Origin of the sequence: Actinomadura sp. NPDC023710, from assembly GCF_040639875.1 — a bacterium.
In the GTDB taxonomy this organism is placed as follows: domain Bacteria; phylum Actinomycetota; class Actinomycetes; order Streptosporangiales; family Streptosporangiaceae; genus Spirillospora; species Spirillospora citrea.
The window spans coordinates 1-19,779 of the sequence record NZ_JBFAGB010000022.1 but is presented as its reverse complement, the minus strand read 5'-3'; the positions used below and the strand labels follow the sequence as shown (position 1 = coordinate 19,779).

18 protein-coding genes are annotated in these 19,779 nt (G+C 69.5%); 10 read left to right on the top strand and 8 right to left on the bottom strand.

Going from position 1 to position 19,779, the window contains the following annotated elements:
* Positions 1-4: 4 nt before the first annotated feature.
* Positions 5-1,348 carry an ATP-binding protein gene (locus AB0H37_RS24670; protein WP_360615440.1) on the top strand — a complete coding sequence of 448 codons (1,344 nt, stop codon included), beginning with the start codon at positions 5-7 and terminating at the stop codon, positions 1,346-1,348.
* A 381-nt stretch (positions 1,349-1,729) separates the two neighbouring features.
* On the opposite strand, the gene AB0H37_RS24665 is transcribed toward AB0H37_RS24670, so the two are convergent.
* From AB0H37_RS24665 to AB0H37_RS24645, 5 genes are all read right to left on the bottom strand, one after another.
* Positions 1,730-2,239, bottom strand: coding sequence for a hypothetical protein (locus AB0H37_RS24665; protein WP_360615438.1), 510 nt, complete (start codon positions 2,237-2,239; stop codon positions 1,730-1,732).
* Positions 2,240-2,735: 496 nt separating this feature from the next.
* Positions 2,736-3,275: a hypothetical protein gene (locus tag AB0H37_RS24660; RefSeq protein ID WP_360615436.1), complete on the bottom strand. Its 540-nt coding sequence runs from the start codon at positions 3,273-3,275 to the stop codon at positions 2,736-2,738.
* The gene (locus AB0H37_RS24655; RefSeq protein ID WP_360615434.1) at positions 3,272-3,646 is read right to left on the bottom strand and encodes a PadR family transcriptional regulator; all 375 of its coding nucleotides are present in this window, start codon (positions 3,644-3,646) and stop codon (positions 3,272-3,274) included. The genes AB0H37_RS24660 and AB0H37_RS24655 overlap by 4 nt, the downstream gene beginning before the upstream one ends.
* A 1,105-nt stretch (positions 3,647-4,751) precedes the next feature.
* Entirely contained in the window at positions 4,752-5,738 is a 987-nt protein-coding gene (locus AB0H37_RS24650) for a glutamate ABC transporter substrate-binding protein (RefSeq protein ID WP_360615432.1), read from the bottom strand.
* A 97-nt stretch (positions 5,739-5,835) separates the two neighbouring features.
* Positions 5,836-6,270 (bottom strand): hypothetical protein, encoded by a 435-nt coding sequence (locus AB0H37_RS24645; protein WP_360615431.1) that lies wholly within the window; start codon positions 6,268-6,270, stop codon positions 5,836-5,838.
* A 907-nt stretch (positions 6,271-7,177) separates the two neighbouring features.
* On the opposite strand from AB0H37_RS24645, the gene AB0H37_RS24640 reads away from it, so the two are divergent.
* From AB0H37_RS24640 to AB0H37_RS24605, 8 genes are read left to right on the top strand one after another with little or no spacing between them, the layout of a single operon-like run.
* Entirely contained in the window at positions 7,178-8,200 is a 1,023-nt protein-coding gene (locus AB0H37_RS24640) for a LacI family DNA-binding transcriptional regulator (protein WP_360615429.1), read from the top strand.
* Positions 8,201-8,237: 37 nt separating this feature from the next.
* On the top strand, positions 8,238-9,893 hold the full coding sequence (locus AB0H37_RS24635; protein WP_360615427.1) for a ribulokinase: 1,656 nt from the start codon (positions 8,238-8,240) through the stop codon (positions 9,891-9,893).
* The gene (locus tag AB0H37_RS24630; RefSeq protein ID WP_179834652.1) at positions 9,893-10,567 is read left to right on the top strand and encodes an L-ribulose-5-phosphate 4-epimerase; all 675 of its coding nucleotides are present in this window, start codon (positions 9,893-9,895) and stop codon (positions 10,565-10,567) included. Before AB0H37_RS24635 ends, AB0H37_RS24630 begins: the two co-directional genes overlap by 1 nt.
* A gap of 23 nt (positions 10,568-10,590) precedes the next feature.
* A complete protein-coding gene (gene araA, locus AB0H37_RS24625; protein ID WP_179834653.1) occupies positions 10,591-12,084 on the top strand; it encodes an L-arabinose isomerase in 1,494 nt (497 codons plus the stop codon).
* A gap of 45 nt (positions 12,085-12,129) precedes the next feature.
* Positions 12,130-13,290: an aldose epimerase family protein gene (locus AB0H37_RS24620; RefSeq protein WP_360615424.1), complete on the top strand. Its 1,161-nt coding sequence runs from the start codon at positions 12,130-12,132 to the stop codon at positions 13,288-13,290.
* 1 nt (position 13,291) lies between these two features.
* On the top strand, positions 13,292-14,425 hold the full coding sequence (locus AB0H37_RS24615) for a sugar ABC transporter substrate-binding protein (protein ID WP_329091289.1): 1,134 nt from the start codon (positions 13,292-13,294) through the stop codon (positions 14,423-14,425).
* A gap of 16 nt (positions 14,426-14,441) precedes the next feature.
* Positions 14,442-15,476 (top strand): ABC transporter permease, encoded by a 1,035-nt coding sequence (locus tag AB0H37_RS24610; RefSeq protein ID WP_218935141.1) that lies wholly within the window; start codon positions 14,442-14,444, stop codon positions 15,474-15,476.
* On the top strand, positions 15,473-16,219 hold the full coding sequence (locus tag AB0H37_RS24605) for an ATP-binding cassette domain-containing protein (RefSeq protein WP_179834656.1): 747 nt from the start codon (positions 15,473-15,475) through the stop codon (positions 16,217-16,219). Before AB0H37_RS24610 ends, AB0H37_RS24605 begins: the two co-directional genes overlap by 4 nt.
* Before the next feature lie 89 nt (positions 16,220-16,308).
* Here the strand turns inward: AB0H37_RS24605 and AB0H37_RS24600 are convergent, their stop codons facing one another.
* Positions 16,309-16,650: a hypothetical protein gene (locus AB0H37_RS24600; RefSeq protein WP_360615420.1), complete on the bottom strand. Its 342-nt coding sequence runs from the start codon at positions 16,648-16,650 to the stop codon at positions 16,309-16,311.
* A 93-nt stretch (positions 16,651-16,743) separates the two neighbouring features.
* Entirely contained in the window at positions 16,744-18,369 is a 1,626-nt protein-coding gene (locus tag AB0H37_RS24595; protein WP_329091284.1) for an AMP-binding protein, read from the bottom strand.
* A 259-nt stretch (positions 18,370-18,628) separates the two neighbouring features.
* On the opposite strand from AB0H37_RS24595, the gene AB0H37_RS24590 reads away from it, so the two are divergent.
* Positions 18,629-18,940 (top strand): metalloregulator ArsR/SmtB family transcription factor, encoded by a 312-nt coding sequence (locus AB0H37_RS24590; RefSeq protein WP_179834659.1) that lies wholly within the window; start codon positions 18,629-18,631, stop codon positions 18,938-18,940.
* Between the two features lie 5 nt (positions 18,941-18,945).
* Here the strand turns inward: AB0H37_RS24590 and AB0H37_RS24585 are convergent, their stop codons facing one another.
* Positions 18,946-19,626: an SDR family oxidoreductase gene (locus AB0H37_RS24585; protein ID WP_360615417.1), complete on the bottom strand. Its 681-nt coding sequence runs from the start codon at positions 19,624-19,626 to the stop codon at positions 18,946-18,948.
* Between the last annotated feature and the right edge of the window lie 153 nt (positions 19,627-19,779).

Below are 19,779 nucleotides of genomic sequence, written 5' to 3'. Positions count from 1 at the left end.
CGCCGTGACGCTTTCGATTGATCCGTCTCGAGCATTCCTCTTGCCGAGCCAGCTCGCGCAACTGGCTAAGGCCGTTCGGGATGCTGGCAAGCATGATGAGTCCAAGTGGATTGAGTGGAAGAGCTCTCTGCCATTGGACAAGCTTCCCGGTCACATTCATCTGGTCAAGCAGATTCTCGGATTTGCAAACCGCAAACCAGACATCGCAGTGCAATGGGCAGAGGGATACGGTTACATCCTAGTAGGCGTCAGCCCCGGCGAGGTGAAGGGAGTTGCGACTGTCGATCCCGACAGGCTGTCTCAAGACCTGGATCCGTACCTCGGACCGGATTTGGAGTGGTCACCTGAGTATGTTCGGTTGGATGAAAAGGATGTGCTCGTAGTTGTTGTGCAACCCCCGCGTTATGGCGACCCGATACATTATCTTTGCAAGCCATTGCGAGATCCTTCAAAAGGGACGACTCTTCATGCTGAGCATACGGTGTTTATTCGTCGCAACGGGCGGACTGTGCATGCTGGTCGCGAGGAGTGGCAGATGCTACTGCAACGATTCGCAGCGACGGGTGGGCGCCTTACTGTCCACGTGGAGAATGCTCGAGCGGTGATTGAGATGCCAGCGGGCATCCCCCAGCACATCAGAACTAATCTTGACCGGCACCGCCTGAGACTCCTTGCCACCAGAGCCCAATCAACGGGCGGGTGGCCGTTGGGGTTCGACACTCGGACCCGCGAGCAATACGAAGCTGAAGTAGGCGAGCATCTAAAGGACCTCGAATCGGTATTCAAGAAGCGACTTGCCGCTGAAATAGTTCGACATGAACCATGCGGACTGTCGCTTGTCGTCGTAAATAACACCGATCAGCCATTTAGAGATGTGCGAGTGACGGCCTTGATTCGTTCCGAATCTCGTATCGGCTGGATGAAACCTGGCCACGGGGCAGCGCCAGCGGTCGAATTTCCGAACCCCCCAGAGCTATATGGCACGCCGAAGCACGCTAGGCTGCTCGTCCCCGGAATGCTCCTGCCTAGGCGCCCGAGAGTGCCTGCGCTGGATGACGTGTGGGACTGGCGCGCGAAGCGGGTGAAGGACGGTCTGCACATCATCTTCGATCCAGTGGATGTGCTCCCGCGAGATCGAGTTGAACTGGAACAAGTCCCACTGGTGATCCCTCAGGATTCTGAAACAGAACTGCACGTCGAGTGGACTGCCGCTGGACTTAGCGTTGACGGATTGGTAACCGGAAGCTTTGCCCTTTCTGTTGTACCCTCCACGCTGAAGCCGCTGACTTCGAAAAGGCTTGGTCGATGGGCAGAACTGTCAGATCCCTTGAAAAATACGGAGAGTTAGTTCCCGAGGAGGTCCGCTCCTGCGGTCATGCTGGTGCGGTCGGGGCGTCGGGGTCTCCCCGTTAGATCGTGATGTCGAATCGCAGTGCAGGATTCGCGGGCCGGTCTGACACCCCGTGAGGCGCACCGCCGGCGGGAGCGGAGCACCGCCGGGATATCGTTCTCGGCATCCTCACCGAGTTGCACCCGCGCGGCACGCGATGAACCGCCGCGACCATCTCCCGCCATGGGGGGGAGGACGTCGAAGAGGCGGCCGTCCTTGCCCTGGACCGCGCCTGTCTACTCAGAGTCCCCCTGGGGTCTGCTTCACGCAATCTCGGCGCAGGGTGCCCGGCGGCTGATGATCCTGCTGTCGGGCTCGGCTGAGATGAAGCGCTGCTCGCTACTGCCTCGCCGCGCGCAGTCGTGCCTTCGCTGCGAGTTCTAGAGCGTCGTCCACGGCGTCTCCGCTGTTAAGCGTGAGGTTTACGCCATAGGGGTTTTCGGTGGTGCTGAGTTCGGCGGCCCGGGCGTGAGCGTAGCCGTCGGCCTCGCTGGGGGGTAGTCGGAAGTTGATGTAACCGCGTGGACGGACGCGTGCGTATGCGCCGACTCTCTGTTTCCCGGTGTGCCGGAGTTGCACGTACGGCGGTTCGCCACGCTGAGTGCCTTGCGACCTGCCGAAGTCGTACTGGGTGCGTGGGTCGGCAAGCATGTGGGCGAGGAAGGTGTGTACGTGCTCGCGAGTGCGATCCGTGCTGGGTGCTTGGGCGAGGTAGTCCTCAACCTGCTGCGGGAGATCGGGTACGGGAGGGCTTTGGACAGCGTCTGGCGTCTGGATGGCGAGCCAGGCTCTTAGGTCGAACCGGGCAAGTTCGTCGGGGGTGCCGCAAAGCCTGATCACGATCTCCATGAGGCCCTCACAGTCGGATGCACTCGTGTGTATGAAGCTTCGCTGTGTGCATCGATGCTACCAATCTGTACACAGAGATCACAATCGTTCACGTGGGCGGAGTGAACCTGCCCAGCGTTCACTCGAAGAGGGCTGCTCGCAGTTCGCGGACCAGGCGGCGAGCCCTATAGAAAAGGAGTACGCGTCATCGTGCGGGTGGTGCGGCCTTTGTCGCTGGGCGACGTGTCGGACGAGCATCGGGTACGGCCTGGTGAATCCTGGGGCTGCGGCAGACCGGCTGGGGGACCATGGGGGCGCCCAGGAAACCAGTCGGGGTGGCCTTCGCGGACACAGCGGAGTGTCTCGGGGAGGCAGACTTAGAAAACTACTTAGGGCAGGTCCCTGTGGAGATCCATGTGACCTCCACACGGCTCTGCTGCCGTACATGGTGTTGATCGACCAGAACGTCATCCAACCGGATCAACACTCGGGAAGGAACGACCCCCTCAGCCCACGGTTAGCTCACCCAGCGGACGTCGAATACCCGCAACATCCTGGCCTGTGGGTCCACGACAACCGACGCCTGCCCTGTCACATCGACACCGAAATCTACCCGGCGGACATTCCTATCAGTGGTCGGCCGGCTGTGGCTGTCGTCGAACGGGGCATGTGCGGCGAAGCGGAGCGCGTCGGTCAGCGACAGGAAGTCATCAGCCGTCAGCGACGTGCTCTGGAAGGCAGCGTTCTGCCGAAATTCCACCGAGCTTTCCCAGTTGGCTGTTCGTCCCATGAGCGACCAGTGCCTGCTTGAAAGGAGGCGACGAGCCAAGCTCGAACCGGCAAATCCGAGCGAGGTCAGCAGCTTGAAAAGCTTGCCAGGGCGATCGTCGATGTACGCGGCAAGTTCTTCGGCCAGCGCCTCGGCCTCAACTGGCTCATCACAACGAAGACGGGCTGACCACCGCACGAGTTTGTGCGCCAACCAGGGCGAGAGCTCTGAGCATTCGTTGATCAGCAAGCTAAAGAAGAAAGTGAACACGATGGCGCCCACAGTCATCGGACATCTCCCTGGAGGGCAGCACGCAAGACTCTGCCGAACGCGAACCCGGGACGCGGTGCTATATGCGTTGATGTTCGGTGCGATCGCCTCTCCGCGAGGAGTTGCCTGGCTGCAGTTAGGCCATCCGGTGTGAGTCGGTAGTAACGCCGTCGTGGTCGGTTGGGCTGAGGGTACTCATCCTCCCAACGGCCGACGATCCAGCCAGCGTTGAGTAGCCGCTCCAGAACGCCATAGATAGTTGGTCCTGACCGCTCAGTCGCCTTCGCGATCTGCCAACCGTGCAGGTCATCGCGGTCCTCGCTATGTGCATGAACAAACACTTCAAGGACGTCAAGCAAAGGCGGAGTCACTCGGAACGGTTGCGACATGACCCTTACTCTACCTAGGTCGAGTAAGGGTGGTTGGCCGACTCGCCGAAGTTTGTCGACGTGAGTTCGTCCGCAGCCGCAAGACGCCGCCTCGGTGCTGGTGTTCGTCGGGCTGGAGGCGGAGGTTCATGCCCTTTGACTGCAACGTGGCATGTGCCTTGTCCTGTGGGAGACCCGCCGATGAGCCGACCAGCCCTGCGTCGTCGGCGAACCAGACGAGCACGGGAAGCCAGTCGAGCGGCTGCCGCACGAGCCAGTTGAGGGCTCGGAGTTGGATGACGGTGGTCTCGATCTCGCGGACGGTCATGGGCCTGCCGTGGGTGGGCGACGCGTGGGCGACGATCAGGCGGGAAAGGGCGTGTCAGGGACGGGATTCAGCGCGCCAAACACGGGGGCACATCTGGGCTGAGCAGGGAAGATGCAGGTCACCAGTCCACCCGCGAAGATCTTCACCATCTTCGAGGGCACCTCGGAGATCCAGCGCCTGGTGATCGGCCGCACCATCACGGGCCTGCCCGTCAGATAGAAGCTGAGCTGCACAGACAGCGGGGGCGACCTCTGGTAAGACGATCTGCCGCCCCCGCTGTCCTCGTCCAGCACCCGGACAGGCGAGCGCGGCGCCCGCCCGACGCCGCCGGCGTCCAGCAGCTCGCCGAGGCGATCCAGTCGCAGCTGCCCGACATCGCCCCGGACCTCATCGGCCGCGTCATGCTAACCGCCTTCGCCGCTATCGCTCACGAAGCGGGAGAGCCCCCCGGGCCCACGCCCGCGACGACGGCCCCGCAGACCACCGACCCGCCTCCGGAGACGCCGGAGCCCACCCCATGGAGGAGCCGGAGCGTTCCGCGACGGGAATCCACGAGGCGCTGCTACGGCTGCGGAGCGCCGTGTAAGAGGGGGTCGCCGCCCGGCGACGTCCGCGACGACGTCGGCCTCGACCTCGGCAACGTGATCGAGCGGATGCTCGACGAGAGCCGGCCCCCCGCGAGCGCCGCCGGGAGGACGTCGCCTACCTGCAGAACAAGATCGCCACCCGCACCCGGGAGGGCGGCAGCTCGGGCGGGCGCGCCGAGGAGCCGCACCTGATCCTCGACCAAATGTTCCTCTAGACGCACCCCTCGAACTGCGGCACCTCGATGATCGACAGGTCCAGCCCGGTGCCGCCGAACCACCGGCGCATCAACCTCGCCGCCGTCCCGTCCTGGTACATGCGGGTGATCGCCCGGTTCAGCGCCTCACACCCCTCGACGTCGCCGCGGCGGAGCCCGATGCCGGTGTTCTGCTCGCTGATCCGCGCGTTGACAAGCCGATACCCGCGGCCCTCCCGCCGGACGAGGCCGGCCAGGATGACGTCGTTCGTCGTGATCGCGTCCACCGTCCGACCTTTGATCATGCCCATGCACTGGTCATAGTTCTTGGCGGGGACGGTCCTGGCGGTCATCCCGTGGACCGCCAGCAGCCGCTGGATGGGGTCGGCCCCCTCGACGGCGCAGAACCGGCGCCCCGTCAGGTCCCGGACGCCCTTGACGCCGCGCTCGTCCGCCCGGACCAGCACGTCCTGGTAGGACATGTAGTACGGCCCGGCGAACGCGATCTGCGTCTTGCGTTCGGGCGTGACCGACAGGGTCGCGAGGACGAGGTCGGCGCGCCCCGACGTCAGCGCCGTGATCCGCTCGGACGCCAGCACCTGGACGAACCGCACCTTCTTCCCGAGCCGGTCCGCCACGTACCGCGCGACATCGATGTCGAACCCCTCGAACCGGCCGTCCGGTCGCCGCAGCCCCAGCCCCGGCAGGTCCGGCCGCACCCCCACCACCAGGGTCGGCTCGTCCAGCAACGACTCGGCGCCGCCCTGCCCGCACGCTGTCAGCATTCCGCCCGCCAGCACGACCGCCGCCAGAACCCGCCCTACCGCCACCCGGACCTCCCGCACATTTCCGACGGAATGACCATAGACCGGCTGAAGGCGCTGGAGGTGGACGCCGCGCAACGCCGCGCCCGTGCCGCTCTCCCCAGCGGCCTGCCCGCGGACCGCGTCCATCAGGATGCTCGCCAGCAGGCCGTGCTCGCGCTGCGGGAGCGGGATGCTCACCCGCACGTCGATCAGTGAGCATCGCCGCCGTCCAGAGCCGACTACACGGGGCCGCTCGGCCCGGCCGCGCCCCAGGGACGGGTTCCCGGTCTCCGGGTCACCGCGGGAAGTACCTCGCCATCGGCGGGGCCGTCGCCGCCGCCATCGCCGCGCCGGAGCGTGCCGCATGAACCCGACCGTCTCCCGCGAAGACTTGGGCGAGCTGCGGGCCGGCCTTGCTCGCCACACCACCGAGTGGCACGACGAGTAGAAGGCCCGCTTGGCCGCTGAGCAGGCCCGCATCGCAGCCGACCAGGGTGACACGACGTTCCGCCGCGCGCTGGCCGACTACGCCGACCGGCTGGAGAACCTCGCCGTCGGCCAGGCGGCCCTCGTCGAGCTGGTCCACGAGATGCGGACCGTCGCCGCCCTCGGTGTGGTCGCCGCTGGTGACGCGGTGCCCGACGTGATCGTGTGCGGCCGCGGCGGACCCGCGCCCACGTCCCGCCCAGGACAAGCGCAGCACGGCTTGGTCAAGGTCGGCCAGGTCCACGAGACCCGCGCGGTGGGCCCGCTGTCCGCGTGGTCGAGTACACGCCGGGTGCCAACCGAGCCGAGGTCGTCGACGCCACCACGCGCACCCGGCCCCGTTCGATTTTTGCGAGCGCACTGCACGCCACCGCAACCACTCAGGCTGGCTGAGCTCGTAGGAGCGGCTACGGACTCGTCCAAGAAGGCGCCCGTGGCTGACCCATCGCCCACGTCCACGCTCCGGGACCAACTTCGCGTCGCCATCCACGAGCGGGTGCGGATCTCCGTCGGGCCCAATGCGCTCGCCCCCTCCTCCCCTTTTGTACGTACTTACGTACCAGAGATCTTGAAGGTGCCTCTCCGTAGCGTCCCCGCATGGGCCGTACGCCCGTCGACCCGCACTCTGATCGCCCGGTCGTGAAGCAGGTCGCTGACCGGACCCGGGCGCAGATCGCTGAAGGCGTGCTGCGCGCGGAGCTGGGTGGCGGCGGTCTCGATCTCGCTGACGGTCATGTCGTTCCGGGGGTGACGGCTGGGGGTCGCGCGGGAGTGGATCAAGCGGGATAGGACGTATCGGGGACGGGATCAAGCGTGCCTGGAGCGGGGCCAGTTTGGGAGTGAGCAGGGAACGCAGCTCACGGGTTCGCCATCGAAGGTCTTCACCATCTTCGAGGGCACCTCGGAGATCCAGCGTCTGGTGATCGGCCGCACCATCACGGGCCTGCCGGTGCGCGGGGCGTCCCCGTGGGCCGGCGGGGTCCGGCTCGGCATCGGTGATCATCCGACAACCTGATCGCCGATGCCGAGTGCCCGTCACCGCCTGTTCGAACCCATTGCGTACGGGGGGTTGACGGGTGAAATGTTTGCGCTCACAATCGGCCCTACGCATCACTGCCGGGCTCCCGGCGCGACCGCGGAGGAGGGGACGAGTGGCGGAACACGGCTCGTCGAATCCGCCGATCATGGCCGACGTCGCCCAGCTGGCGGGGGTGTCGCACCAGACGGTGTCGCGGGTGGTCAACGACCATCCGAACGTCTCGGCGCGGACCCGCGCCCGCGTGCAGGCGGCGATCGCCGAGCTCGGCTACCGGCCGAACTCGGCGGCCCGGACCCTGGTGACCCGGCGCTCCAGGACGCTCGGTGTGGTCAGCTTCGAATCCACGCTCTACGGTCCGGCGTCGATGCTGCACGGCATCGAGCAGGCCGCCCGGAACGCCGACTTCTTCGTCAGCATCGTCAGCCTGCGCGCGATCACGCGGCGCGCCCTGCTGGACGCGGTCGAGCGGTTGGCGGTGCAGGCCGTCGAAGGCGTCGTGGTGATCGCCCCGCACATCTCGACGAACGACGTGCTGGCGCAGGCCGGCCGGCTCGTGCCGCTGGTGGGGGCCGGGTGCGGGCTGACCGCGGGGGTTCCGATGGTGGCGATCGACCAGCGGGCAGGCGCGGTGGCGGCCACCCGCCACCTGCTCGACCTCGGGCACCGCACGGTCCACCACGTCGCGGGCCCCGCGACCTGGCTCGACGCGGTCGGCCGGGCCGACGGGTGGCGCGCGACCCTGACCGGGGCCGGAGCCGCGGTGCCGGAGATGCTGACCGGTGACTGGAGCGCCCGGTCGGGCTACGAGGCCGGCCGGCGGCTCGCGGAGGACCCCGTGGTCACGGCGGTGTTCTGCGCCAACGACCACATGGCCCTGGGCGTGCTCCGCGCGCTGCACGAGGCCGGCCGCCGGGTCCCCGAGGACGTCAGCCTGGTCGGCTTCGACGACATCCCGGAGGCCGCCTACTTCATCCCGCCGCTGTCCACGGTGCGCCAGGACTTCGGCGAGCTCGGCCGCCGTTCGCTGGAGCTGCTGGTGCAGCGCCTGGGCGAACCCTCGGGGCCGCCGGGGAATGTGCTGATCCCGCCGGAGCTGGTGGTCAGGTCCAGCGCCCGGCCGGCCCCGCGCACCTGACCGACCGATGTCCGCGTACTCCAGCGATGAGGGAATTGTGAGCGCTAACATCAGCCAGGCCGCCTGCGTCGTCGGTGTCGACTTCGGCACGCTGTCCGGCCGGGCGGTCGTCGTCCGGGTCGCCGACGGCGCCGAGCTGGGCGGCGCCGTCCACGACTACGCCGACGCGGTGATCGAGCGGGCGCTGCCCGTCACGGGGGAGACGCTCCCGCCCGACTGGGCACTGCAGAATCCCGCGGACTGGCGGGCCGTGCTGCGCACCGCCGTCCCCGCGGCCGTCGCGGAGGCCGGGGTGGATCCGGCCCAGATCGTCGGGATCGGCACCGACTTCACGTCCTGCACGGTGCTGCCCGTCCTGTCGGACGGCACCCCGCTGTGCGAGCTCCCGGAGCCGGCCGGCCGGCCGCACGCCTGGCCGAAGCTGTGGAAGCACCACGCGGCCCAGCCGCAGGCCGACCGCATCACCGCACTGGCGCACGAGCGCGCGGAGAAGTGGATCAAGCGGTACGGCGGACGGATCTCCTCGGAGTGGCAGTTCGCCAAGGCGCTGCAGGTCCTGGAGGAGGATCCGGACACCTACCGGCGCATGGAACGCTGGATCGAGGCGGCGGACTGGATCGTCTGGCAGCTGACGGGCCGCGAGACGCGCAACGCCTGCACCGCCGGCTACAAGGGCATCCACCAGGACGGCGGCTACCCCTCCGCCGACTACCTGGCCGCGCTGCATCCCGGCTTCGCCGACTTCGCGGCCACGCGGCTGGCCCATCCGCTCTCCCCGCTGGGGTCGCGGGTGGGGTCGCTGACCGCCGAGGCGGCCCGCCGGACCGGTCTGCCGGAGGGCATCGCGGTGGCCGCCGGCAACATCGACGCCCACGTCACCGCGCCGGCCGCCCGCGCGGTCGAGAACGGCCGGCTGCTGGCGATCATGGGGACGTCGACCTGCCACGTGGTCAGCAGCGCGGTCCTCGCCGAGGTCCCGGGGATCTGCGGCGTCGTGGACGGCGGCATCACCGCCGGAGCCTACGGCTACGAGGCCGGGCAGAGCGCGGTCGGCGACATCTTCGCCTGGTGGACCCGCATGACCGGACGGGACCACGACGAACTGGCGGCCGGATCCGCGGCCGCGCCGGTCGGCTCGCACGGACTGGTGGCGCTGGACTGGACGGGCGGCAACCGCTCGGTCCTGGTCGACCACCACCTGTCGGGCGTGATCGCGGGAATGACCCTGGCCACGCGGCCGGAGGAGGTCTACCGCGCGCTCATGGAGGCGACGGCCTACGGGACCCGCGTCATCGTCGAGGCCTTCGAGGCGGCCGGGGTCCCGGTCGAGGAGTTCGTCGTCGCCGGCGGGCTGAAACGCAACGCGGCGCTGATGCAGATCTACGCCGACGTCCTGCGCCGGCCGGTCTCCATCGCCGCCTCCGACCAGGCGCCGGCGCTCGGCGCCGCCATCCACGCCGCGGTCGCGGCGGGCGCCTACCGGGACGTGCCGGAGGCCGCGGCGGTGATGGGCCGGGTGGTCACCGCGGCCTACGCGCCGGACCCCGCCCGGGCCCGGGTCTACGACCTCCTCTACGCGGAGTACCGCGAACTGCACGACCACTTCGCGGCCCGGGGCGGTGCGAGCAGCGCGGTCCTGCACCGGCTGCGGCGGCTGCGCAACGACGCGCTCGGCTCGGAAGGGGGCCTCTGATGCCCGGCACGCCCGACGAGCGGGTCCGCGCGCTGCGGCGGACCGTCAACGACCTGCACGGCGAGCTCGTCAGGTACGGACTGGTCGTGTGGACGGCCGGCAACGTCTCCGCGCGGGTGCCCGGCCGCGACCTGATGGTCATCAAACCCAGCGGCGTCTCCTACGACGACCTGTCCCCGGAGGCGATGGTGGTCTGCGACCTCGAAGGGACGGTCGTCGAGGGCGACCTCCGGCCTTCGAGCGACACCGCCGCGCACGCCTACGTCTACCGGCACATGCCCGACGTCGGCGGGGTGGTGCACACGCACTCCGCGTACGCCTGCGCCTGGGCCGCCCGCGGGGAACCGGTGCCCTGCGTCCTGACGGCCATGGCCGACGAGTTCGGCGCGGAGATCCCCCTCGGCCCGTTCGCGCCCATCGGCGACGACTCGATCGGGCGCGGCATCGTCGGCACGCTGCGCGGCCACCGCTCCCCAGCGGTGATCATGCGCAACCACGGCGTCTTCACCATCGGCGCGGACGCGCGGGCCGCGGTCAAGGCCGCGGTGATGTGCGAGGACGCGGCGCGGGCGGTGCACCTCGCCCGCCAGCTCGGCGACCCCGTCCCGCTGCGGCCCGAGGACATCGACCGCCTGTACCAGCGCTACCAGAACGCCTACGGACAGCGTCCGTGACCCGCGAAGGGAGCAGCCCCGCGATGGCACCGACCGTCTGGTTCCTCACCGGAAGCCAGTCCTTGTACGGCGAGGACACGCTCCACCAGGTCGCCGCGCAGTCACGGCGGATCGCCCAGGCCCTGGACGAGGATCCGGACATCCCGGCGGCGGTGCGGTGGCGCCCGGTGCTCACCGACGCGGAGGCCATCCGGCGGACGATGCTCCAGGCGGGCGCGGACGACGACTGCATCGGGGTCATCACCTGGATGCACACGTTCTCGCCCGCCAAGATGTGGATCGCCGGGCTGAACGCGCTGCTCCGGCCGCTGCTGCACCTGCACACCCAGGCGAACGTGGCGCTGCCGTGGTCGAGCATCGACATGGACTTCATGAACCTCAACCAGGCCGCGCACGGGGACCGCGAACACGCCCACATCCAGACCCGGCTCGGCATGTCGCGCACCACGGTGGCCGGGCACACCAGCGATCCCGCGGTGCGCACGCGGATCGCGTCCTGGGTCAGGGCCGCCCGTGGCCACGCCGATCTGCGGACACTGCGGCTCGCCCGCTTCGGCGACAACATGCGGGACGTCGCCGTCACCGAGGGCGACAAGGTCGAGGCGCAGATCCGGTTCGGCGCCTCGGTCAACGCCTTCGGCGTGAACGACCTCGTCACGGCCGTCGACGCGGTGCCGGACCACCGGGTCGGCGAGCTCGCCGAGGAGTACGAGCAGACGTACGCCGTCGCGCCGGAGCTGCGGTCCGGCGGCGAACGCCACCCGGCGCTGCGCGACGCCGCGCGGATCGAGCTCGGGCTGCGCGACTTCCTCGCCGCCGGGTCCTACCAGGCGTTCACCACCAACTTCGAGGATCTCGGCGGGCTCACCCAGCTGCCGGGCGTCGCCGTGCAGCGCCTGATGGCCGACGGCCACGGCTTCGGCGCGGAGGGGGACTGGAAGACGGCCCTGCTGCTGCGGGCCCTCAAGAGCGCCGCCGCGGGACTGCCGGGCGGCACCTCCTTCATGGAGGACTACACCTACCACCTCGTCCCGGGCCGGGAACTCATCCTGGGCGCCCACATGCTGGAGGTCTGCCCCTCCATCGCCGCCGGCGTGCCGAGCTGCGAGGTGCATCCGCTGTCCATCGGGGGACGGCAGGACCCGGTCCGGCTCGTGTTCGACGCGGCGCCGGGACCGGGTCTGGTCGTCGGGCTGGCGGATCTCGGCGACCGGTTCCGGCTGGTCGCCAACGAGATCGACCTGGTGGGGCCCCCGGAACCGCTGCCCCGGCTGCCGGTGGCCCGGGCCGTGTGGGCGCCCCGCCCGAACTTCCGTACCTCCACCGAGGCCTGGCTGTCGGCCGGGGGACCGCACCACACGGTGCTGTCCCAGGCGATCACCACCGAGATCCTGGCCGACCTCGCCGAGATGACGGGCGTGGAACTGCTCGTCATCGACAGCGAGACCGAGGTCGCCCGGTTCCGCCGCGAGATGCGCTGGAACCAGGCGTACCACCGCCTGGCGCAAGGCTTCTAGCCGCCAGGACACCCCACCCCCGAGATCTGTGAGGAAACCCGTCCCATGACCAGATCACGCTTCGCAGTAAGGCTGGTCGCGCTGGCCGCGCTCGCCGGCACCGCGATCGGCGGATTCGCCCCCTCCTCCACGGCGTCCGGCCGCCAACTGAAGTCCGGGATCGGCAAGGACCTGTTCGGGACGATGCCCGACGGCACCAAGGTCTGGCGCTACACCCTGACCAACGGCTCGATGCGCATCCGGGTGATCACCTACGGCGGCATCGTCCAGACCATCGAGACGCCCGACCGGCACGGCAGGCTCGCCAACGTCACGCTGGGCTTCCCGACCCTCTCCGACTACCTCACCAAGAACAGCACGTACTTCGGAGCGCTCATCGGCCGGTACGGCAACCGCATCGCCAAGGGCCGGTTCACGCTCGACGGGCATGCGTACCAGCTGACCACCAACAACAACGGGAACACGCTGCACGGCGGCACGACCGGCTTCGACCAGCACGTCTGGTCCGCGGCCCCGATCACGACCGGCGGCGGCGTCGCGCTCCGGCTGTCCCACACCAGCCCGGACGGCGACCAGGGTTTCCCCGGCACCCTCAAGACCGACGTGACCATCTCCGTCACGCGGCACAACGCCATCCGGTTCGACTACCGCGCCACCACCGACAAGCCGACCGTCGTCAACCTCACCAACCACTCCTACTTCAACCTCGCGGGCGAGGGCGGCGGCACGGTCTACGACCACCGGCTCCAGATCAACGGCTCCCGGTACACCCCCGTCAGCTCGTCAGAGCTGATTCCGACCGGCCGGATCGCCTCGGTGCGCGGCACCCCGCTGGACTTCACCCGGCCCACCGCGATCGGCGCCCGCATCCGCACCGGCTTCGACCAGCTCCTCTACGGCCAGGGCTACGACCACAACTTCGTCCTGGACGGTTCCGGCTGGAAGGTCGCCGCGCGCGTGCAGGATCCCGGCAGCGGCCGGACGCTGGCCATCTCCACCGACCAGCCCGGGCTCCAGTTCTACTCGGGCAACTTCCTCGACGGCACGCTGGTCGGCACCGGCGGCCGCGTCTACCGGCAGGGCGACGGGTTCGCCCTGGAGACCCAGCACTTCCCCGACTCGCCCAACCAGGCGAACTTCCCCTCGACGGAGCTGGACCCCGGCCAAGCCCTCCACTCCACGACCGTCTACCAGTTCGGAGCCTGACATGGAGCGCATCGATCCAGCGGTCGAAGAGGCCGTCGACACCCTCGGCCTGAGCGAGCCCACCCGGCGCCGGCTGCTCAGCGGCGCCGGCCTGGTCAGCGCGACGGCGGCCGCGTCGGCGCTGCTGGCCGCGTGCTCCTCGGACAACAAGAGCCCGTCCTCGCCCACGGGCGGGCCCGGGCACTTCCCGAAGACGCCGAACTGGAAGTTCGTGTTCGTCAACCACGTCACCACGAACCCCTTCTTCACACCGACGCAGTACGGCGCGCAGGACGCCTGCGCCCTGCTGGGCTGCTCGTTCCAGTGGACGGGTTCGCAGAACTCGGCGGTGCCCGAGATGGTCAGCGCCACCAACGCGGCCATCTCCGGCAAGGCCGACGGGCTCGCGGTCGCCGTGGTGGACAAGACCGCCTTCCGGCAGCCGGTGGACAAGGCGCTGGACGCCGGGATCCCGGTGGTCTCCTACAACGCCGACGGCGCCAAGGACGACCCCGGCACCAACCGGCTCGCCTACATCGGCCAGGACCTCTACACGTCCGGCTACCAGCTCGGCACCAAGATCGCGGCGCTGATGGCCGGGGGAGACGCGGTCGGCTTCATCGCCACCCCCGGCTCCCTGAACATCCAGCCGCGCATCGACGGCGCGCGGGACGCCATCAAGGCCTCCGGCAAGCCGATCAAGTTCACCTCGGTGGCCAGCGGCGCCGAGCTGCCCAAGGAACTGTCGACCGTCGACGCCTACGCCCAGGGCCACCAGAACATCAAGGGCATGTTCGCGGTGGACGCCGGCTCGACCGAGAGCATCGGCAAGGTCATGCAGAAATACCGCCTCAAGGGCAAGGGCGTCGCCGCGGGCGGGTTCGACCTCACCCCGGGCACGCTGAGCTCCGTCAAGTCCGGCGACCTGGACTTCACCATCGACCAGCAGCCCTACCTGCAGGGATTCCTGCCCGTGCTGGCCCTGTGGTTCTACAGGCTGTCCGGCGGCCTGGTCTTCCCCCCGGTGACCAACACCGGCCTGACCTTCGTCAGCAAGCAGACCGTCGGCCCGTACCTCACCACCAAGACCCGGTACGAGGGCTCCAGCCCGGCCCAGCAGCTGGTGCCGCGGTCCGGCGCCATCGCTCACGTCTGACAGGGAGGAACACGGAGTGAGCGAGAGCACCCTGCGGGACCAGGCGGCAACCCCGGGCACGCCACCGAGGCGGCGTGCCCGGGGGCTGCCCGGCCTCGCCACCGACGCGTTCCTGCGCCGCCGGGAGGCGACCATCCTCCTGGTGGCGCTCGGACTGCTGATCTACTTCCAGACCGCCAAGTCGGTCTTCCTGTCCCACGACAACCTGGTCAACGTCTCCCAGGGCACCGCGCCCTACGCCATCATCGCGGTCGGCGAGGTGTTCCTGCTCGTCAGCGGCGAGATCGACCTGTCGGTCGGCATGGTCTTCGCGCTGGCACCCTTCCTCATGCACTACATGGTCGACTTCTCCGGCGTCTACCCGATCATCGCGATCGTGCTGGCGGTCCTGGCGGGCGCGCTCATCGGACTCGGCAACGGGCTGGTGACGGTCGTGCTGCGGGTGCCGTCGTTCGTCGCCACCCTGGGCTCGATGTTCCTGGTGCAGGGCATCATGCTCACCACATCCCACGCCTACCCGGCGCAGATCCCCGAGGCGGCCGACGGCCTGGCGGGCGGGTTCGGGCGCGCCCCCTGGGCGGAGCTGACCTGGTGCCTGGTGATCGTGGTCTTCTTCCACCTGGTCCTCACCCGCACCCGGTGGGGACTGCACACGGTCGCCACCGGCGGCAACCCGCTCGGCGCGGCCGAGGCGGGCATCCGCACCGGCCGGATCAAGATCGGCAACTTCATGCTCACCGGGGCGCTCGGCGCCTTCGCCGGCCTCCTGGAGGCCTTCCGGGTCGGCTCCATCGACCCGAGCTCGGGCGGGTCGAACGCGATGTTCATCGCGGTGTCGGCGGCGGTCATCGGCGGCACCGCCCTGGCCGGGGGATCGGGGACCGTCGTCGGCGCGCTGCTCGGCGCGCTGGTGCTGGCCGAGATGCAGAACGGCTTCAACCTCATCGGGATCAGCGCGAACCCGTTCAACATCATCCTCGGGTCGGCGATCATCATCTCGATGGTGCTGAACGTCCACCTGGCCCGGTTGCGAAGGGCGGGGCGCTCATGAGCGAGGCTCTGCGGGTGGAGGGCATCCGCAAACGCTTCGGCGGCGTGGAGGCCCTCGCCGACGTCACGCTGCACCTCGGCAAGGGCGAGGTGCTCGGCCTCATCGGTGACAACGGCGCCGGAAAATCCACGCTCATCAAAATCATCAGCGGTTTCCAGCGGCCGGACACCGGACGCATCCTCATCGACGGCAAGGAGGTGAGCCCGCGGTCGGTGGACCACGCCCGCTCGCTCGGCGTCGACACCGTCTACCAGGACCTCGCCCTGGTCAACGAGCTGAGCGTCTACCACAACATGTTCCTCAACCGGGAGCTGGTGCGCTGGCCGCTGCTCAGCAACCGCGCGATGCGGCGACGGGCCGCCCGCCAGCTGGCCGACATGGGGGTACGGATCCCGTCGGTGGACGTCGAGGTCGCCAAGCTGTCCGGCGGCCAGCGGCAGGCCATCGCGGTCGCCCGCTCGGTCTACTCCGACGCCCGCATCCTGCTGCTCGACGAGCCGCTGGCCGCGATGGGCGCCAAGGAGGGCACGATGATCCTCGACCTCGTCCGCGACCTCAAGGCGCGGGGCGAGGTGTCCATCATCATCATCGCGCACAACTACGCCCAGGTCCTGGACGTCTGCGACCGGGTCAACCTGCTCCAGCACGGCCGGATCTCCTTCGACAAGCCGACGTCCGAGACCTCCCTGCAGGAGCTGACCGACCTGGTCGTCGCCGACTACCGCCGCAGCCGAGGACTGTAGACGCCCGTCGGGCCGGGCGCGCCGTGTCCGGCCCGACGGCGTGACCCGCCTTCGGGCCGGGTTCGGCACCGGTCAGGTGGGCGTGGAGGTCAGGCGGGATTCGCCTGGGCCTTGAGCCAGGCTCTCTGCTGCCCGATGAAGAAGAGCGCGGCCCACAGCGGCCAGATCAGGCCGTAGACGGGGTGTTCGCTGAACAGCGCCCCGACCGCGCCGATGATCGCGCCCAACATCGCCGGCAGGCTGGCCGCGAAGGTCAGGCGGGGCATCGCGGAGGCCGCCAGCAGCAGGCTGATCAGCAGACCCGGGGACACGGCGACCGCCCACCCCGGCGGGAAGGCCGCGACCATGCCCTCCTGGTGGGGGACGAGCACGATGCAGATCGCGGTGGCGATTCCGCTGAGGGCGCCCAGAAGCATGAGCCTGCCTTCCACCGGGTGACACCAACGATATTCCCGTCCCCGCGAAGGCTGCTCGATCGCCGGGCAGATGACCGGATGTGGGCGTCGATGGCGCCGCTCCGGCCCCTACCGGGCGCCCCCAACCAGCTCGCGCAGGGGGAAGCGCTGCAGCTTGCCGGTGGTGGTCCGGGGGAGCTCGTCGACGAACCGGACCGACCTCGGGTACTTGTACGGGGCGATCGTCTGCTTGGTGAAGGCCTGCAGCTCGGCGGCCTTGTCCGCGTTCCCCTCGACCCCCTCGCGCAGGACCACGAACGCCGTCACCACGGCGCCGCGGTCGGGGTCGGGAGCGCCGACCACTCCGCATTCGACCACGTCCGGATGCCCGATCAGCGCCTGCTCGACCTCGGGCCCGGCGATGTTGTAGCCGGAGGAGATGATCATGTCGTCGCTGCGGGCCTGGTACCAGAAGTAGCCGTCGGCGTCGCGGATGTAGGTGTCCCCGGTGATGTTCCACCCGTCCTGGACGTAGGTCTTCTGCCGGGCGTCGGCGAGGTAGCGGCAGCCGGTCGGGCCGCGGACCGCGAGCTGCCCGGGGGTCCCGTCCGGCACCGGCCGGCCCGCGGCGTCCACCACGGCCGCCTGGTAGCCGGGGACCGGTACGCCCGTCGCGCCCGGCCTGATGTCGTCGTCGGCGGCCGCGACGAAGATGTGCAGCATCTCCGTCGAGCCGATCCCGTCGATGATCCGCACGCCCGTCTCCTCGTGGAACGCCCTCCACACCGCGGCCGGAAGGTGCTCGCCCGCCGAGACGCAGCGCCGCACCCCGGCCAGCCGCCCGGCCAGCCCGGCGGCCAGGATCGCGCGGTAGGTCGTCGGCGCGGTGGACAGCACCGTCACGCCGTGCCCGGCCGCGATCTCGGCGAGCTCGGCCGGAGTCGCCTTCTCGATCAGCAGCGCGGAGGCGCCCGCCCGGAGCGGGAACACCAGCAGCCCGCCCAGCCCGTAGGTGAACCCGAGCGGCGGCGACGCGGCGAAGACGTCGTCCGGCACGGGCTTGAGGAGATGCCGGGAGAAGGTGTCGGCGATCGCCAGCACGTCGCGATGGAAGTGCATGGTGGCCTTGGGCCGTCCGGTGGTGCCCGAGGTGAACGCCAGCAGGGCGACGTCGTCGGCCGCGGTCTCGACGTCCTCGAAGGTCCCGTCCTTGCCCGCCGCCAGGGACACCAGGTCGTCGCCGTCGTCCGAGCCGTAGGGCACGGTACGCATCCCGGGGGTCTCCGCCGCGGCCAGGTCGTCCAGGAAGCGGTGGTCGCACAGCGCCAGGCTCGGCTCGGCCAGCTCGGCGATGGTGGTCAGCTCCCGGGCGCGCAGCATCGGCATGGTCGTGACCACCACGCCGCCCGCCTTGAGCACGCCGAGCCAGGCCGCGGCCAGCCACGGGTTGTTCGGCCCGCGCAGCAGCACGCGGTTGCCCGGCACCAGCCCGAGGTCGTCGACCAGCGCTCGGGCCACCTGGTTCGCCCGCCGCAGCACGTCGCCGTAGGTCCACAGGAGGCCGCCGGGGGTGCGGAGGCAGGGGCGGTCGGCGCCCACCGCCCTCGCCGTCTCGTCCAGCAGGACGTGCGCGCAGTTGAGCCGCCCGGGGTAGACGACCTCCGGAAGCGTGAGGTCGAACTCGGGCCACTCGTCGTAGGGGGGCAGGTTGTCGCGGCAGAACGTGTCGACGTGCGCGGAGGCGCTGGGCTCCATCGGGCCACCTCTCCATCCAAGGCGGGCGAAGACTTCGGCCGGCGTGCCGGAGGCATCGCGCTGGAATGAGCGCGGTCAGAGAGTCCGCTATAAAAAAATATAGCTGGGCTGGCCATGTCGTGGTAGTGACCGGCGCCCTGGCCGTGGCGTCCGCGCGCCGGTCGCGCTGGCCGCTACCGGCCCCGGCTCCGCCCGGCGGGACGGCCCGGTGCCTTGTTTAGCCATTGACTTATATAAGCCGCACCGAAATAATGGCCTGATGCACGTGTTCGATGTCCTGGGGGACCCGGTGAGGCGCCGGATCCTGGAGCTGCTCGCCGACGGCGAGCAGACCTCCGGCGCCATCGCCGCGGTCATCCAGGCGGAGTTCGGGATCTCGCAGCCGGGGGTGTCCCAGCACCTGCGCGTGCTCCGGGAGAGCGGCCTCGCGACGGTCCGGGCGAGGGGCGCCCACCGCCTCTACGCCGTGGACTCCGCGACCCTGCGGGAGATCGACACGTGGCTGGAGCGCTTCCGCAGGTTCTGGACCCAGCATCTGGACGCGCTGGGCGCCGAGTTCGAGGACAAGTAGGCCCGCTACGCTCCGAGGAACTCGCCGCCGTTCAGATGCAGGGTCGCACCCGTCACGTGCGGGTGGGAGACGAGGAAGCAGACGGCCTCCGCGCACTCGTCCATGGAGAGGGTTCGCTCCAGAAGCGAGGCATCTCGATGGCGGGCACGGAAGTCGGGTGTCATCTTCCGGGCCACGGGTGAGTCCTCGACGATGCTGGGGGACAGGACGTTGACGCGCACGTCCGGAGCGAGTTCCTTCGCCAGCGTCCGGGCGAGGGCGATCGTGGCCCCCTTCGCCGCGGCGTAGCACGGGTCGTAGCTTCCGCGGTAGGCGGCCGGGGACGACAGGAAGACGATGCTCGACCCCTTCGCCAGCAGATGGCGTGCACTCCGGATGAACAGGAGCGGACCGGTGACATGCGTGGCGAACATCGCCGCCGCGTGCCGGCCGGTCAGCTCGGAGAGCGAAGCGCTCGGCTCCAGATTCGTGGCGATGACGAGCGCGTCCAACGGCGGGGACGCCGCCGACGCCGCGACGACCGAAGCCTCGTCCCCCACGTCGAGGCTGATGTCGGCGCTCGGCGACCGGGACGCCACCAGACACTCCCAGCCGGCGTCCCGCAACCGCCGGACCACGGCGCCGCCTATCGCGCCCAGCCCGCCGATCACGAGCGCCCGCTGCGATCGTCCTTCCTGAACCTGCACCGTGAGGGCTAACGCGTGACCGCGCCCGGGGACGGCGCGTCGGGCACTGACGTGGACCTCGGAACGCCCTTGAAGGTGAACTTGGCGTTCTCGGTGGTGTCGGGGTTGTCGGGGTCGAAGCCCTCGGTGCCCACGATCACGATCTGGCCGGCC